Annotated in this window: 13 protein-coding genes and 1 tRNA gene; 6 read left to right on the top strand and 8 right to left on the bottom strand. The window is 64.4% G+C overall.

The annotated features are described in order from the left end of the window. Nucleotides 1–2: 2 nt before the first annotated feature. Nucleotides 3–278, top strand: coding sequence for a hypothetical protein (locus R2676_RS21125; protein WP_206273699.1), 276 nt, complete (start codon nucleotides 3–5; stop codon nucleotides 276–278). Between the two features lie 619 nt (nucleotides 279–897). Here the strand turns inward: R2676_RS21125 and R2676_RS21120 are convergent. The 3 genes from R2676_RS21120 to R2676_RS21110 form a co-directional block, all read right to left on the bottom strand. Further along, a tRNA-Leu gene (locus R2676_RS21120) sits at nucleotides 898–984 on the bottom strand. A gap of 153 nt (nucleotides 985–1137) precedes the next feature. Then, on the bottom strand, nucleotides 1138–4257 hold the full coding sequence (locus R2676_RS21115) for an efflux RND transporter permease subunit (RefSeq protein WP_206273700.1): 3120 nt from the start codon (nucleotides 4255–4257) through the stop codon (nucleotides 1138–1140). Between the two features lie 42 nt (nucleotides 4258–4299). Further along, nucleotides 4300–5508: an efflux RND transporter periplasmic adaptor subunit gene (locus R2676_RS21110; protein WP_206273701.1), complete on the bottom strand. Its 1209-nt coding sequence runs from the start codon at nucleotides 5506–5508 to the stop codon at nucleotides 4300–4302. A 185-nt stretch (nucleotides 5509–5693) separates the two neighbouring features. Here R2676_RS21110 and hpnD point away from each other — a divergent pair, with 185 nt between their 5' ends. Next, nucleotides 5694–6527: a presqualene diphosphate synthase HpnD gene (hpnD, locus tag R2676_RS21105; RefSeq protein ID WP_206273702.1), complete on the top strand. Its 834-nt coding sequence runs from the start codon at nucleotides 5694–5696 to the stop codon at nucleotides 6525–6527. On the opposite strand, the gene R2676_RS21100 is transcribed toward hpnD, so the two are convergent. From R2676_RS21100 to R2676_RS21090, 3 genes are all read right to left on the bottom strand, one after another. Continuing rightward, nucleotides 6528–7712 carry a DUF1501 domain-containing protein gene (locus R2676_RS21100; RefSeq protein ID WP_206273703.1) on the bottom strand — a complete coding sequence of 395 codons (1185 nt, stop codon included), beginning with the start codon at nucleotides 7710–7712 and terminating at the stop codon, nucleotides 6528–6530. A gap of 25 nt (nucleotides 7713–7737) precedes the next feature. Then, nucleotides 7738–9375: a DUF1800 domain-containing protein gene (locus R2676_RS21095; RefSeq protein WP_206273704.1), complete on the bottom strand. Its 1638-nt coding sequence runs from the start codon at nucleotides 9373–9375 to the stop codon at nucleotides 7738–7740. A gap of 69 nt (nucleotides 9376–9444) precedes the next feature. Further along, nucleotides 9445–9861 (bottom strand): hypothetical protein, encoded by a 417-nt coding sequence (locus R2676_RS21090; protein WP_316887443.1) that lies wholly within the window; start codon nucleotides 9859–9861, stop codon nucleotides 9445–9447. A 222-nt stretch (nucleotides 9862–10083) separates the two neighbouring features. On the opposite strand from R2676_RS21090, the gene ompR reads away from it, so the two are divergent. The 4 genes from ompR to R2676_RS21070 all read left to right on the top strand — a co-directional run bounded on the left by ompR (nucleotide 10084) and on the right by R2676_RS21070 (nucleotide 13646). After that, entirely contained in the window at nucleotides 10084–10806 is a 723-nt protein-coding gene (gene ompR, locus R2676_RS21085; RefSeq protein ID WP_004627064.1) for an osmolarity response regulator transcription factor OmpR, read from the top strand. Between the two features lie 33 nt (nucleotides 10807–10839). Next, nucleotides 10840–12201 (top strand): ATP-binding protein, encoded by a 1362-nt coding sequence (locus R2676_RS21080; RefSeq protein WP_102067314.1) that lies wholly within the window; start codon nucleotides 10840–10842, stop codon nucleotides 12199–12201. 294 nt (nucleotides 12202–12495) lie between these two features. Then, complete coding sequence (locus R2676_RS21075; protein WP_027681312.1) at nucleotides 12496–13044, top strand: peroxiredoxin; 549 nt, start codon at nucleotides 12496–12498, stop codon at nucleotides 13042–13044. An 80-nt stretch (nucleotides 13045–13124) separates the two neighbouring features. Further along, nucleotides 13125–13646: a carboxymuconolactone decarboxylase family protein gene (locus R2676_RS21070; RefSeq protein WP_206273705.1), complete on the top strand. Its 522-nt coding sequence runs from the start codon at nucleotides 13125–13127 to the stop codon at nucleotides 13644–13646. Between the two features lie 80 nt (nucleotides 13647–13726). Here the strand turns inward: R2676_RS21070 and ispF are convergent, their stop codons facing one another. After that, nucleotides 13727–14233, bottom strand: a complete 507-nt coding sequence (gene ispF / locus R2676_RS21065; protein ID WP_206273706.1) for a 2-C-methyl-D-erythritol 2,4-cyclodiphosphate synthase — start codon at nucleotides 14231–14233, stop codon at nucleotides 13727–13729. Continuing rightward, nucleotides 14230–14988, bottom strand: a complete 759-nt coding sequence (gene ispD, locus R2676_RS21060) for a 2-C-methyl-D-erythritol 4-phosphate cytidylyltransferase (RefSeq protein WP_206273707.1) — start codon at nucleotides 14986–14988, stop codon at nucleotides 14230–14232. The genes ispF and ispD overlap by 4 nt, the downstream gene beginning before the upstream one ends. Nucleotides 14989–15144 lie beyond the last annotated feature (156 nt).

Raw genomic sequence — 15144 nt, 5'->3', positions numbered from 1 at the left:
GCATGAACATCCGCACAGAAGCCTTTCAAACTTCGCGGGCATCGTTCGCTCGCATTCCGCGCGATCTTCTGCAGGCGAGCTGGCGGTACAGTCTCATCAACATGCCTAACAATGAATCGGCCGAAGGCCTGATCAGACGTGATCATTGGTGCAAGGTCCCGCACGGTCACCCACCGGTCGGCAAGCAGCCGAGTAACCGCTTCACTGAACCCTTCCGCGATGGCTCCGTCGTCGCAATTGCGATACAGCCGAAATTGGCGATGCAACGTTTTCCATGACGTCGCTACTGCAGAAGACGCTTCTGCCGCCAGCGCCTCCTCCGGAGTGCAAGCTCGCGGGGCACCCTGCGCTGCCTCAGCGCAGACGCTGGCGAGAAGGAAAAGGCAGAGCACTGCGACCATGTTGTGGTGACGCCGTCCGATCTCTTTTTTCACCGTTTTCACCGCTCCCCCTCAATGTTCGCGAAGCACTCCAGCCTTCCGGATATCCGCTTTCAGCCCAGGGGCCTATCTGAGATTTTGCCACCGTGCCCCACGGGTGAATCACGGACCTCAGCTCATACCGGTCAAGGACGTCGCCGACCTTGTGCGTCTTGCTTCCCAGGCCGTTCCGAATCGAACGCAGCTCGCGCTCCCTGCGTGCCAACCATTCATGCCCCTGCGCTCTTGGCATCAAACTTCACGGCCACCTGCGCCCGTCAGCCTGTCACCGTCTTTTGCGTTGACGCCATCAGATAGGGAAGTCCCCGGTAATTCTCGGGGAAAGCGGCGGATTTCAAGGTGCGTTTTAGCCAGAAAAAGCGGAAACGCACAAAACGGCACCTCCGCTGTGATCCCTTGCGAGATATGGCTTTGCGGGCAAATGAGACAGATTGGGGAAACCTCGAATTGAGGTCGGTGGTGCGAGGGAGGGGACTCGAACCCCTACACCATTGCTGGCGTCAGGACCTAAACCTGGTGCGTCTACCAATTTCGCCACCCTCGCCGGATGGATCGCGGCGCCCCTGAGCCGGGGCGCCGGAAAGGAAGCCCGCGATTATATCGCAGTCGTTCGGGGGTTTCCATCCCCTGCGCTATTTGGCGTGGTGTAGGGGTTCGAGTCCCTTCCCTCGCACCGGCTGCCGGGCCCGACCGTCAGTCAGACCGTCGGGGCCGCCGCTTGCGCCTCGGGCCGCTTGACGCGGAACCACGCCGCATACAGCGCCGGCAGGAACAATAGCGTCAAGACCGTGGCGATGATCAGGCCACCCATGATGGCGGCGGCCATCGGGCCCCAGAACACGCTGCGCGACAGCGGAATCATTGCCAGCACCGCCGCCGCCGCGGTCAGGATGATCGGCCGGAACCGACGCACGGCCGCCTCGACGATGGCGTTCCACGTCGGCACGCCGGCCGCCACGTCCTGCTCGATCTGGTCCACCAGAATGACCGAGTTGCGGATGATCATCCCGATCAGCGCGGTAATGCCGAGCTGGGCGACAAAGCCCATCGGCGCGCGCAGCAGCAGCAACGTGGCTGCCGCGCCAATCAGCCCCAGCGGCCCCGTCAGGAACACCATCACCGAGCGCGAGAAGCTGTGCAACTGCAGCATCAGCAGCGTGAAGATGATGAAGATGCAGAGCGGCATCTGCGCAGCGATGGACGCACCCGCGTTGGCGCTTTCCTCTTCTGCGCCAGCAATCTTGATCTGGTAATCCGGCGGCAAGTCGGCGCGGATCTTATCCAGCAAGGGGTTGATCTGCGCTGTTACGGTCGGGCCCTGCACGCCGTCCACCACGTCGGATTGCACGGTGATGCCGTAGTCGCGGTTCTCGCGCCAGATCACGCCGGGTTCCCACGCAAAACCAACTCGTGCTACCTGGGTCAGCGGCACGGTGCGGCCACTGCTGGTCGGGACTTGCACGCGCTGCAGTGCGTCGAGCGTGTTGCGCTCGTCTTCCTGCGGACGCATCACGATGTCGAGCAGCTTGTCGCCGTCGCGGTACTGGGCGATGGGCGCGCCGGACATCACCGTCTGCGTGACCTGCGAGATGGAACCGGTCGACACGCCGAGCGCGCGCGCCTTGTCCTGGTCGATGTCCAGGCGCAGCACCTTGACGTTCTCGTTCCAGTTGTCGTTCACGCCGACGGTGTTCGGATTGGCGCTCATGATGGCCTTGACCTGATCGGCAATCTTGCGCACCCCGCCAATGTCCGGGCCCATCACGCGGAACTGCACCGGATACGGCACCGGCGGACCATTCGGCAGCAGCTTGACGCGGCCGCGCAGATGCGGGAATTGCGACTTGAGCAGCCCGATGACGTGTTGCCGCACACCCTCGCGCGCCTCCAGCGACGTGGGCATCACGATGGCCTGCGCCACGTTCGTCTGCGGAAGAATCTGGTCCAGCGGCAGGTAGAAGCGCGGCGCGCCGGAGCCGATGAACAGCGTCACGCTGTCAACGTTCTGCTCCTTGCGCATCAGCGCTTCAAAGCGTTTGGCTTCGGCTTCGGTCTGGTTGAAGCTGGAGCCCTCCGGCAACCACAGCTCGACCATCAGTTCCGGACGGCTCGAGTCGGGGAAGAACTGCTTCTCGACATACTTGAAGCCAAACACGCCCAGCCCGAACGCCACCAGCGTGATGACGATCACCGTCTTGCGGTACTCCACGCACCAGTTCACCCAGCCGCGGAAGCGGTTGTAGAACGGCGTGTCGAACAGCTCGTGATGCCCGCCGCCCTGCACATGCGATTTCGTCCGCAGCAGCAGGAAACCCAGATACGGCACGAACACCACCGCCGCAAACCACGAAAGCACCAGCGCCAGCGCCGTCACCGCGAAAATGCCGAAGGTGTATTCGCCCACCGTCGAGCGCGCCAGCCCCACCGGCAGGAAACCCGTGGCGGTGATCAGCGTGCCGGTCAGCATCGGCATGGCGGTCGACGTGTACGCGAAGGTGGCCGCCTCCATCTTGGAGAAGCCTTCTTCCAGCTTGCGCACCATCATTTCGACCGCGATGATCGCGTCGTCTACCAGCAGGCCCAGGGCGATGATCAGCGCACCGAGCGAAATCTTGTGCAGGCCGATATCAAAGATGTTCATGAACAAGAACGTCACCGCCAGCACCAGCGGGATCGTCAGGCCCACCACCAGGCCCGGCCACACGTCGATGCGCAGCTTCGGCTTGGTATGCAGCCCGAGCGACAGAAAACTCACGCCCAGCACGATCACCACCGCCTCGATCAGCACGTGCACGAACTCGCCCACCGAACTCTGCACCGATTTCGGCTGGTTCTGCACCTGCTGCATCTCGATGCCCATCGGCAGCTTTGCGCGGATCTTGTCGACCGTGGCGCGCAAGTCCTTGCCGAGCTGGATGATGTCGCCGCCCTTGGTCATCGAGATGCCCAGGCCGATCACCTCCTTGCCGTTGAAGCGCATCTTGGCGTGCGGCGGGTCTACGTAACCGTGCTTGACCGTGGCGATGTCGCCCAGGCGGATGTTCGTCGTGCCGCCGGGGCCGCGCAGCGTCAGGTTTTCCAGATCGCGGATGTCCGAAAACTGGCCCGACAGGCGAATCTGCACGTTGTCGGTCGGCGTGACCAGCACGCCGCTGGGGCCGATGTTGTTCTGCTGGCTGATCTGCGTGGCGATGCTGTTGATGTCGAGCCCCATCTGCGACAGCTTCGCCTGCTGGAACTCGATGTAGATCTTTTCGTCCTGGTCGCCCAGCAGTTCCACCTTGGCGACGTTCGGCACGCGCAGCAGCTGCTGGCGAATCGCATCGGCGTAGTCGTTGAGCTGGCGGTACGTAAAGCCATCGGCGGACAGCGCATAGATCGATCCATACACGTCGCCGAAATCATCGTTGAAGTACGGCCCGCGCACGCCTTGCGGCAAGGTCGGCGCGATATCGCCCACTTTCTTGCGCACCGTGTACCAAAGCTGCTGCGTTTCCTTGGCGGGCGACGTGTCGGCCAGCTGGAAGGTGACGAGCGTTTCGCCGGGCTTGGAGTAGCTGCGGATCTTCCAGGCGTACGGTACTTCCTGCAGCGCCTTCTCGATCTTGTCGGTCACCTGGCGCGACATCTGCTCGGCCGTGGCGCCGGGCCAGAAGGCCTGCACGACCATCGCGCGGAAGGTGAAGGGCGGATCTTCATCCTGCCCCAGCTTGGAATACGCAAAGATGCCGCCGAGCAACAGCGCCACCAGCAAGAAGCGCGTGAGCGGCTGATGTTCAAGCGCCCAGCGTGACAGGTTGAAACGGGAATGTTCCATACGCGCGAAGGTTGGCGTGTTGGGGCGGGAGCCGGGTGTGTCTTACCGGCGCGGCGTGATGGCGGACTGCGCCGACGGCTGATCGGCCGGCGCCATCGGCATCACCTTCTGGCCAGCCTTGAGCAGGTGCACGCCAGCAGTCACGATGGTCTGGCCGGGCTGCAGGCCGCTCGTTACCAGCAGCACGTTGTCGCGCGGCGCGCCCACCGTCACCGGGACCGGCTTTACCGTCTGCGATGCGGCGTCATACAACCACACGACGTTCTTGCCTTGGTCCTGCAGCAGCGCGCTGATCGGCACGCGCACGCCCATGCCGCCGCTATCGCCACCCCCGCCGGGCCGGACGAACGTGGCCACCGCCGTCATGCCGAGCTTCAGTTCAGGCGGCGGGTTCGGTACCGAAATCTTCACGGTGTAGGTGCGGGTGACCGGGTCAGCCGCTGGCGCAATCTCACGCACCTTGGCCGGAATGCTGCGCGACTGATCCGCCCACAGCTTCACGCTCACCTCGGGCGACTTGCGCAGCGTATCGACCTGATCCTCGGGAATGCCGACCACGACTTCCTTCTCGGCCGTCTGGGCCACACGCACGACTGGTTGACCCGCGGACACCACCTGCCCGACTTCGGCGTCGACGCCTGTCACCACGCCATCCGCGTCGGCTTCGAGCGTGGCATAGCCCGCTTGATTCACCTGGTTGCGATAGCCGGCCCCGGCTTGCTCGTAGCGGGCCTGCGCGGCGTCATAGTTGGCTTGATGGCGCTGCTGTTCCGCCGCGCTGATGAAGCCCTTGGCAAACAGTTCGGAATAGCGCTTGAGATCGGCAGCCGCCAGATCGCGGTCGGTCTTGGCCGCCGACAACTGCGCTTGGGCCGATTGCTGGGCGAGTGCCAGGTCGGTCGGGTCCAACCGCGCGAGCACCTGGCCCTTCTTGACGGTGGCACCAACGTCCACGAGCCGGGCGACGATCTTGCCCGGCACGCGAAAGCCCAGGCGCGATTCGATGCGCGGGCGGACGTCACCGGAGAATTCCGCGGTGCCGGCGCCCTGCTCGCTGGTCACCGTCATGGTCCGCACGGGGCGCACGTCGGGCGCCTTGGGCGCCTCCTTGCTGCAGCCGGCCAGCAGCGCCGCGCCGGTCAGCAGAGCCACCGATGCCGCTGTCGGCAATGAAAGCCGGCGCGGCCGAGACCGCGTGTCGGAGAAACCGGTGAAGTCGGAATGCGGGTACGGCAAACGCAACGCTGGCATGACACGCTCTCAGTAAATAACTGACCGGTCAGTAATATACCCACGGCAATGCGCAGGGTCAACGACACGGCCGCGTCTGATTGACTTTTCTTGGCAAGTGCTCAGGCAAGGCTTTACGGCATGCTGCACCGCAACGCGCTGTAGAATGGCCGCCCTGCTTCAAACCTAACCACGACGGCCCTTCCGTGACCCCCGACGATTACTGCGCCGACAAGGCTGCACCGCCCGGCAGCGACGTGTACTACAGCGTATTGTTTCTGGCGCCCGAACGCCGCCTCGCGACGATCGCCCTGGAAGCCGTGCGCCGTGAGCTGGAAGACGCCGTGCGCGACGCCAGCGACCCGGCGGTCGTGCAATCGAAACTGCAGTGGTGGCGACAGGAGCTTGCACGGCTGTTCGAGGGCCGCCCCGAGCATCCGGCCGCAAAAGCCTTGCAGCCGCATCTGGCCCGCTACGACATCGGCGCGGTGCATCTGGGTGAGTTGCTGGCCGGCGTCGAGGCCGACGCCATGCAGAACCGCTATCTGGATTGGCCCAACCTGCGCCGCCACGGCGATCAGGTGGCAGGCGTGGCAGGCCGGCTGACGGCTCGCATTGCCGGACAGACGCATGCACGCACGCTGGAATTCGCGCGGCTGATGGCGCTGACCGAACAGCTCGTCCACTTCATCCGCAACCTCGGTGAAGACGTGCGCCACAACCGCGTCTACATCCCCGTGGATGAGCTGCAGCGTTTCAACGTGCCGGCCGCCGATCTGTTCAACCGCCGGTATGCAGAAGGCTTCAAGCCGTTGATGAGCTTTCAGGCCGAGCGCGCCCGGGCGACGTACAAGGAAGCACTCGCCGCGCTGCCGGCCGAAGACCGCCGCGCCCAGCGCTCGGCGCTGATTCGCGGGGTGCTCGCCATGCGCCTGCTCGACGAGGTAGAGGCGGACGGTTTCCAGGTGCTCACGCAGCGCACGGACCTGACGCCGCTGCGCAAGCTGTGGCTGGCCTGGAAGACGCAGATCCGCGGTTGATCAGGCCTTGATGAGATCCAGCGGCGCAAATCGCCCCGCCAGCACCGGCTGCGAATCCATTCCCCACCAGCGCTCCAACACCGTGGCATAAAGCGAGCGGAAATCGACCGACGGGTCAAGATTGCCGCCGCCGTCCAGCCGTTCCAGCACCGGCCCCTGTCCCGCCAGCCCGCCTTTCACGCGGCCGCCGGCCACGAAATGCGCGGCCGCCGTCCCGTGATCCGTACCGCTGTTCAGGTTTTCGCGCGGGCGGCGACCAAACTCCGAGTACGTAACGATCAGCGTGTCGTTCCAGCGGCCCAACTCGGTCAACGCGCTCTTGAGCGAAGCGATGCCTTCGCCCAACTGCCGCAGCAGGTTCGCCTGCGTGCCTTGCTGATTGGTATGGGTATCAAAGCTGCCCAGCGACAGGCACACCACGGCGACGTCCGCGCCGCCATGGCCCGGCGCTGCCACCACCTGCATCGCCGCCTTGATCGAGTTGCCGAACCCGCCGTCAGGAAAGCGCGTCTGGAACGCGAACTTGCCGGATTTCGGGCGCAGTCCGTCGGCCGCCTTGACGATATCCGCCTCCACCTTCAGCACGTGCGCGAGCGTGGCGTTGCCCATTGCGTGCGAAGGCATCGCGAGCTTCGCTTCGTTGAGGAACGCATCGGGATTGGCGAGTGCGACCGCGCGTGCGCCGCCATCGAGCGGGCCAAGATCAGCGCTGCCGATGATCACGCCATCGGCGCCGAACGATGCCGGCACCGGCTGCGCGGCAAACGCACGCGTCAGCCAGCCTTCGCGCAGGTATTGGTCGGAGCGCGACGCCGTGTCCCAGATTTCGATCGAGCGGAAATGCGAGAGATTCGGCTGCGGATACGACAACCCCTGCACCACCGACAATTCCCCCGCCTGCCACAGCGGCATCATCGCCTGCAAAGACGGATGCAGCCCGTAGCGGTCATCCAGCTGCAGCACCTGCTCCCGCTTGATGGCGATGCGCGGGCGCAGTGCGTAATACTGCGCGCTCGTGTACGGCACCACGGTGTTCAGCCCGTCGTTGCCGCCCTTCAGTTCGATGAGGATGAGCAGGTTGCCGTAGCCCTTGCGTTTGTCCTGCCCTTGCGCGAAGACAATCCCCGGTACTGCGCCACCCATGCCGAGCATGGCGCCTGCCTTCAGAAAATCGCGACGTTCCATGATGTGTGCTCCTGGGGCGGTGGCGTTACTTCAACTGGTAAGCCGGGTCCATCATCAGCGTGCGCAGGTACGCCGTACCGGCCAGCTTGACGGGAATCGGCGCGGTCGGCTCGATGGGCAACACGGCGCGCTGGATCGAAATGCGCGGCGCCAGCTGCGGCGGATCATCGCCGTCCGCGCCAAACTGTGCGAGCCACTTGGCCGAGTTGAACGACACCATCGTCTGCGACTGCGCCAGCTTGAAGCGGCCCTCCTGCCCCATGCCCTTGAGCGCCTGGCCCAGACCCTGCACGGCGCCGCCCTGCTTCAGGTCTTCGCGCATGGCGGCCATCATCACGCCGGGTTTCTGTTGCGGGGCTTGCTGCTGTGCCTGCTGCTGGGCTGACGGCGCCTTCATCTCCGTGGAGCGGAAGAGTTGATCGAGAAACTGCTTGCGCCCCAGCAACGTCGTCGCGTTGATCCACGCATCGCCGCCGGGCCAGCCCTTCACGTTGGGCGGGGCCAGCAGGTTCTGCCCGAGCTGCGCGGACTTGATGGCAAACGGCGTCGGGTCGGTGTACTGCACGTTGAACTGCTTGAGCGTGCCGACAATCATCTCCACCGGCGACTTCACCAGCGTCGCATGCGATTGCGGCGCCCAGAACGCCGGCGTCAAGAACAGCCCGCGCAGCGCCACCTTGATGTCATAGCCGCTCGCGCGAAACGCATCGGCCACGCGCTGCGCCTGTGCTGCGTCGACATCCGGCGAAATAAACTCGCGCCAAAGCTTGGAGACGATGAAAGTGGCCGTCTCCGGGCGAGACAGCAGGATGTCGAGCATCTGGTCGCCGTCGTAATCGCCGCTCTGGCCGAACACCGTCTTCACGCCCGTGTCGTGAATCTGCGGCCGCCAGATGTAGGCGAAATCGTGCTCGCGATCGATGCTCCAGCCCGTGTAGGTGCGCGCGGCTTCCTTGATGTCCTGCTCGGTGTAATGCCCCTCGCCGAGCGTGAACAGCTCCATCACTTCCCGCGCGAAGTTCTCGTTCGGCTTCCCTTTGCGGCTCTCGGCACCGTCCAGATAAATCAGCATCGCCGGGTCTTTGCCGATGGCGTGCAGCATCGTGCCGAAGTTGCCGACCGCGTTCTGCCGCAGCAGCACGTTCTGCCGATACATCAACTGCGCGAACGGCACCTTCTGCGAACTGGAAACAAAATGGTTGTGCCAGAACAGCGTCATGCGCTCTGTCAGCGGCGACGGCGTCTTGATCATCTCGCCCATCCACCAGGCACGCAATTCCAGCTCGTGCGCGGCATTCTTCTGGCGCGCCGCCTTGCGGGCGTCTTCGTCGGGCAGCTTGTTGTAGGGGACGATCGGCTCGTTCACCCACGCCGGGGGCGCTTGCGTGGCGACGGTGCCCGTCTGGGCAAGGACGCGGTCGACGGCCTCGCGGTGCGTGAGCCCGGCGTAGGCATCGAGTTCGCTCTCGGAAGGGGCAAAGCCGACGCGGGTGAGGAAATAGCGCGCATCGTCGCGGTCCAGGCGCTGCTCGTCGGCAGCGGGTGCCTTGGCCTGCGCGGTGTGGCGATGCTGTTTGCCCTGCGTGACCGCATGCGCGGTCTGCAGCGAGAATGCGCCGGCCGCTGCCAGCGCCAAGAAGATCGTGGTGCTACGGATTCGCATGTCGGTCCCCCGAAACGACCCTACCGCTTTGCCGGGGCAGCGACTCGTGCGCCGTTCCTCGGCCCCTATCTAGCCGCCACGGTGGTAGATATCCCGCGTGACGTCATAGATGTTCTGACGCAATTGCTTGCGTTCCTCGGGAGACAGCTTGCGTTGCCCAGACCCACGATCGGCATTCTCACCACGGCGGTTTTCCATCGCAGCGGCGCGGCGGCTACGTTCATCGCCGCCATGGCCGCGCGCCGGACCCTGCCCGCCCCTTTTTTCCTGTGCGCCGGCCTGCATCGCATGCCCGCCGCCGAAAAAGCCACCGAATCCGCCAAAGCCACCGCGATCGCCGCGCGCGTGCGCCTGCGAGCCGGCCGCACAGAGGGCAAGAACACAGGTCAACAGCGCCGCGCGCCGCCGAAACATCACTAAGCGATTCGAAAAAGGGAGTTGAGAAGCCACGTCTTTGTTGCTGGAAACCGATGCGCCATGCATCATTGCGCGACAATCGATAACAGGCAACCGCATTGCACGCCAGTCCCCTCCGCAGGGGGGAAAAAAGTCCCCAAACCGTTGCGAGGAACTGCCAAGGCAGTGTAGCTGCGCGTCCTACAGACTGTTCGCGTGACTCGGTAAATAATGTAACCGTCTGTTTCAATTGGGCTTTTACTGCCTCCTGTTGTCGATTGGGCCCATGTTTTTGTCGTTACCATAAGCGCCATGGAAAATTCCGGTCAAAAGATTCTCGTCGTCGACGACGACCCCCGCCTGCGCGACCTGCTGCGCCGCTACCTGGGGGAACAGGGCTTCACCGTGCTGGTGGCGGAAAACGCCACGGCCATGAACAAACTCTGGCTGCGCGAGCGCTTCGACCTGCTGGTGCTCGACCTGATGATGCCCGGTGAAGACGGCTTGTCGATCTGCCGTCGCCTGCGCGGCGCGAACGATCAGACGCCCATCATCATGCTCACCGCCAAGGGCGAAGACGTCGACCGCATTGTCGGCCTTGAAATGGGCGCGGACGATTACCTCCCCAAGCCGTTCAACCCCCGCGAACTGATTGCGCGCATCCACGCCGTGCTGCGCCGCCGCGGCCCGGCCGAAATCCCGGGTGCGCCGTCGGAGACGCCGGAAACGTTCGCCTTTGGCGATTTCGTGCTCAACCTGGCCACGCGCACGCTCAAGAAAAACGACGAAGAGATCACGCTCACGACGGGCGAATTCTCGGTGCTCAAGGTGTTTGCACGCCATCCCCGCCAACCCCTATCGCGCGAGAAGCTGATGGAAATGGCGCGCGGCCGCGAATACGAAGTGTTCGACCGCAGCCTGGACGTGCAGATTTCGCGCCTGCGCAAGCTGATCGAACCCGACGCCAGCAACCCGCGCTTCATCCAGACCGTGTGGGGCCTGGGCTACGTGTTCATTCCCGACGGCGCCAAGTAAGCGTCCGGGCAACCCTTCTTTTCCGCATCCGACTTGCGCATCCCGCGTCCGGCCGCGTTGCGGCATCTGCTGATCAGTGTGTTTGGTTCGCTGTTCTGGCGAACCTTCATGCTGATCGCATTGCTGATCGCGATCTCTCTGGGCGTGTGGTTCCAGAGCTTCCGTATTTTCGAGCGTGAGCCGCGCGCGCAGCAGATCGCCATGCAGGTGGTCAGCGTGGTCAAGCTCACGCGGGCGGCGCTGCTGTATTCGGATCCGTCGCGACGCCGCTTCCTCTTGCTCGATCTGGTGCAGAACGAGGGCATCAAGGTCTACCCGCGCGAGAAGGAAGACGAATACCGCGAGCCGCACACCAACCCGTATCTGACGCAGCTTGTCCAGCAGGAAATCCGCAACCGGCTCGGTGCCGACGCGGTGATCGCCACGGCCGTCAACGACATCCCGGGCGTGTGGGTGAGCTTCCAGATCGAGGGCGACGACTATTGGGTCGCCATCAGCCCGGACCGCTTCGAGCACGTGCCTGGGCTGCAATGGCTGTGGTGGTCGATGGCGGCGCTGGTGTTGTCGGTGCTGGGCGCGGCGTTCATTACGTCACGCGTGAACCAGCCACTCAAGCGTCTGGCCGATACGGCGCGCGCAATCAGTGCCGGGGAGGACCCGAAGGCATTGCCCGAAGGCGGCGGCACCGAAGTGGCGCAGGCGAATCACAGCTTCAACCAGATGGTGCGCGACCTGAAGCAGCTTGAGGCCGACCGCGCCGTCATGCTGGCCGGCATCTCGCACGACCTGCGCACGCCGCTCACACGCCTGCGCCTGGAAACCGAGATGAGCCCGGTCGACGAGCAGACGCGCGAATTGATGGTGGCCGACATCGAGCAGATGGACGCGATCATCGGCCAGTTCCTCGACTACGCGCGCCCCAGCGGCGAGATGCTCGAAGACGTCGACCTGACCGAACTCGTGCGCGACACGGCGCCCGTCTACTCGGCACACGACGACATCGACCTCACGCTCAAGCTCGCGCCCGAGGCCATCGCCCGCTGCAACCGCATGGAAACGCAGCGCATTCTCGACAACCTGATCGAAAACGCACGGCGCTACGGCAAGACGCCTGGCACGAACCGCGCCGAAATTACCGTCAGCACCTTCCTGCAAGGCAACGAGGTTGTATTGTGCGTGGCCGATCGCGGTGCGGGTGTGCCGACGGATCAGCTTGCGTTGCTCACCCGACCGTTCTACCGCCTTGAATCGGCACGCAGCGAAGCCAAGGGCGCTGGGCTTGGCATGTCGATCGTCAATCGCATCTTGCAGCGCAGCGGCGGCCGGCTTGCGCTCGAGAACCGCACACCGCCCGAAACCGGACTGCTCGTCAGCGCCTGCTACGCGCGCGCCTGATCCGGCACTCCGCCTGGCTGGCGCTTCCGGGCACATCCGGGCACACCCCCTGCTTCCCACCACTGTCATGCGTCGCCGATAAGGTGCGGCGGCAGGCAGCACTATGGCTGGCGTTGAGAATATCAATTGGCCGGTTTTGAAATCATCGCCAATACTCCAGCCGCCAGGCTGCGCGCCTGCGCGTTCTTCGTCTCCGTCCGAACGCCTAAGCCGGACCGGACGGCCGGTGAGCGTGTGTTTGCAAATCCCCGTTTGGGTTCCGTACCCATTGCCACACAACCCCAGGAGAAGCTCATGAAGACCATTGGTGACAAGCTCGAACCGTTCAAGGTCGTCGGCGTCAAGCCCGGGTTCAACAATCACGAGGAGAACGGCGAGTCGGCGTTCGAAGACATCACCGAAACCTCGTTCCCCGGCAAATGGAAAGTCATCTTCTTCTATCCGAAGGACTTCACCTTTGTCTGCCCGACCGAAATCGTCGCCTTCGCCAAACTGAATGACGACTTTGCCGACCGCGACACGATCGTGCTGGGCGGCTCCACCGACAATGAATTCGTCAAGCTCGCATGGCGCCGCGAGCACAAAGACCTGAACAAGCTCAACCAGTGGTCGTTTGCGGATTCCACGGGTGCCCTGGTCGACCAGCTTGGCGTACGCGAGCACGAAGCCGGCGTTGCATTGCGCGCCACGTTCATCGTCGACCCGGACAACGTCATCCAGCACGTGTCGGTCAACAACCTGAACGTGGGTCGCAACCCGGACGAAGTGCTGCGCATTCTCGACGGCCTGCAGACAGACGAACTGTGCCCGTGCAACCGCGCAGTCGGCGGCTCGACGCTGTAACGGCCGCGCGGCGCCCTACCCAGCCGAAGCCCGCTCTTGCCGCGGGCTTTCCTTTTCGGTGCTGCTGACGGGAGGCATTCATGGAATTTTTGCAGACGCTCAAAAGCCGGATTCCGGACTACGCCAAGGACATCCGCCTGAATCTGGACGGCACGATCGCGCGCTCTTCGCTGGAGGGCAATGACGCGGTCGGCGTCGCATTGGCGGCCGCGTTTGCCGCGAAGAGCAAGGTGCTGACCGACGCCATCCGCAATGCCGGGGTGCTGTCGCCCGAGGAGGTGAATGGCGCGCTGACCGCGGCTGCCCTGATGGGCATGAACAACGTCTGGTATCCGTACGTCGAGATGGCCGACGATTCCGACCTGGCGCAGCAGAAAGCGGAGTTGCGGATGAACGCCTACGCCAGCAACGGAGGCGTCGACAAGCGCAGGTTCGAGATGTACGCCCTCGCCGCGTCCATCATCGGCAAATGCCATTTCTGCATCAAATCGCACTACGACTTGCTGAAGAATCACCAGGGCATGAGCGCGCAGCAATTGCGCGATGTCGGGCGCATTGCGGCTGTCATCAACGCGGCAGCGCAGGTCATCGCCGCCGAGTAACGCGCCCATTGCACAAACGAAAAAACGGCAGCCCGGTTCGCTCCGGTGCTGCCGTTTGCGTTGCGCGATGCGGCGGGGACTCAGTCCTGCTCGGCGGCTTCTGCGCGATAGATCAACACCACCGCCTGCGCGACGATGCCTTCCTCCTTGCCTTCGAAGCCGAGCTTCTCGTTCGTCTTGGCCTTGACGTTGCAACGCTCGGGCGCAATGCCCAAGTCTTCCGCAAGGTTCGCCACCATGCCGGGCACATGCGGCGCGAGTTTCGGTTTCTGCGCGATGACGGTGGCGTCGACATTGCCGACCGTATAACCGGCCTTGTGCACGCGGCGCACGGCTTCGCGCAGCAGCACGCGGCTGTCGGCGCCGGCAAAGGCCGGATCGGTGTCGGGAAAGTGCCGGCCAATGTCGCCCAGGCCGGCGGCGCCGAACAGCGCATCGGTAATCGCATGCAGCAGCGCATCGGCGTCGGAGTGGCCGAGCAGCCCGCGCGTGTGCGGAATCTCCACGCCGCCCAGGATCAGCTTGCGGCCCTCCACCAGCGCGTGCACGTCGTAGCCCTGGCCAATGCGGATGTCCATCCAGTTCATGCTTGCGATGCCTCGTTCGGTTGTGCGCCCTGCGCGAGGATGGCCTCGGCGAGCGCGAAATCGTCGGGATACGTCACCTTGAAGTTGCGCAGCGCCCCCGGCACAAGCAGCGGCGGGTGACCGGCAGCTTCAATCGCGCTGGCTTCATCGGTGACGATGCGATGTTGCAGCAGCGCTTCGCGCAAGGCGCGCTCCAGCAGCCCGAGTGGAAACATCTGCGGCGTCTGCGCTTGCCACAGGCCGTCGCGCGGCACGGTCGCGTCGATGTGCTGGGCTGCGTCGGCGCGTTTGAGCGTGTCGGCCACGGGCAGCGCAAGGATGCCCCCCGCAGCTTGCGTGCCTTCGGCCTCCACCGCCGCGACCAAACGCGCGATCAGAGCCGGCGTCAGACCCGGCCGAGCCGCATCATGCACGAGCACCCAGTCGTCATCGTGTGCACCCAGGCCGCGCAATGCCGCCAGCCCGTGCGTGACGGATGCGTGGCGTGAATCGCCACCGCAATCGACCTCCACCAGCCTGGGCGCATCGAAACCACCGTCGGGAAAGCGCTGCGCCAGCGGCTGTGCGCCGGGCGTCGTCACCACCAGCACGGTGTCGATTTCGGGGCTGGCCAGGAACGCCTGCGCGGTATGCCAGAGCATCGGCCGCCCGGCAATCACCTGATATTGCTTGGGCAGATCGCCGCCGGCGCGCGAGCCGGTGCCGGCCGAGGGAATCAGCGCAAAACGGCGTCGGCCAGGGTGGGAAATCGACATGACAGGCGGGAAAGTGAACGTGGGCGCAGCATTTGCGTGGGTTTTGCCCTCGCCAAGCGCGCGGCTGGCGCGGATTTTATAATAGCGGTCTGCGTCACGACACCCCGCCTGCACATGCCGGCGGGGTGTCGTGCTTTGTCTTGCAGTCGTGCCCCA

The sequence above is a fragment of the Ralstonia flatus genome (genome assembly GCF_958439105.1).
GTDB lineage: Bacteria > Pseudomonadota > Gammaproteobacteria > Burkholderiales > Burkholderiaceae > Ralstonia > Ralstonia flatus.
This window is presented reverse-complemented; position numbering and strand designations above follow the sequence as displayed.

What these genes read in the sequence shown, in the direction of transcription:
- R2676_RS21125 (WP_206273699.1), top strand. Translation starts at nt 3, where the DNA reads ATGAACATCCGCACAGAAGCCTTTCAAACTTCGCGGGCATCGTTCGCT.
- R2676_RS21115 (WP_206273700.1), bottom strand. Translation starts at nt 4,257, where the DNA reads ATGGAACATTCCCGTTTCAACCTGTCACGCTGGGCGCTTGAACATCAG.
- R2676_RS21110 (WP_206273701.1), bottom strand. Translation starts at nt 5,508, where the DNA reads ATGCCAGCGTTGCGTTTGCCGTACCCGCATTCCGACTTCACCGGTTTC.
- R2676_RS21100 (WP_206273703.1), bottom strand. Translation starts at nt 7,712, where the DNA reads ATGGAACGTCGCGATTTTCTGAAGGCAGGCGCCATGCTCGGCATGGGT.
- R2676_RS21095 (WP_206273704.1), bottom strand. Translation starts at nt 9,375, where the DNA reads ATGCGAATCCGTAGCACCACGATCTTCTTGGCGCTGGCAGCGGCCGGC.
- R2676_RS21090 (WP_316887443.1), bottom strand. Translation starts at nt 9,861, where the DNA reads ATGATGCATGGCGCATCGGTTTCCAGCAACAAAGACGTGGCTTCTCAA.
- ompR (WP_004627064.1), top strand. Translation starts at nt 10,084, where the DNA reads ATGGAAAATTCCGGTCAAAAGATTCTCGTCGTCGACGACGACCCCCGC.
- R2676_RS21075 (WP_027681312.1), top strand. Translation starts at nt 12,496, where the DNA reads ATGAAGACCATTGGTGACAAGCTCGAACCGTTCAAGGTCGTCGGCGTC.
- R2676_RS21070 (WP_206273705.1), top strand. Translation starts at nt 13,125, where the DNA reads ATGGAATTTTTGCAGACGCTCAAAAGCCGGATTCCGGACTACGCCAAG.
- ispF (WP_206273706.1), bottom strand. Translation starts at nt 14,233, where the DNA reads ATGAACTGGATGGACATCCGCATTGGCCAGGGCTACGACGTGCACGCG.
- ispD (WP_206273707.1), bottom strand. Translation starts at nt 14,988, where the DNA reads ATGTCGATTTCCCACCCTGGCCGACGCCGTTTTGCGCTGATTCCCTCG.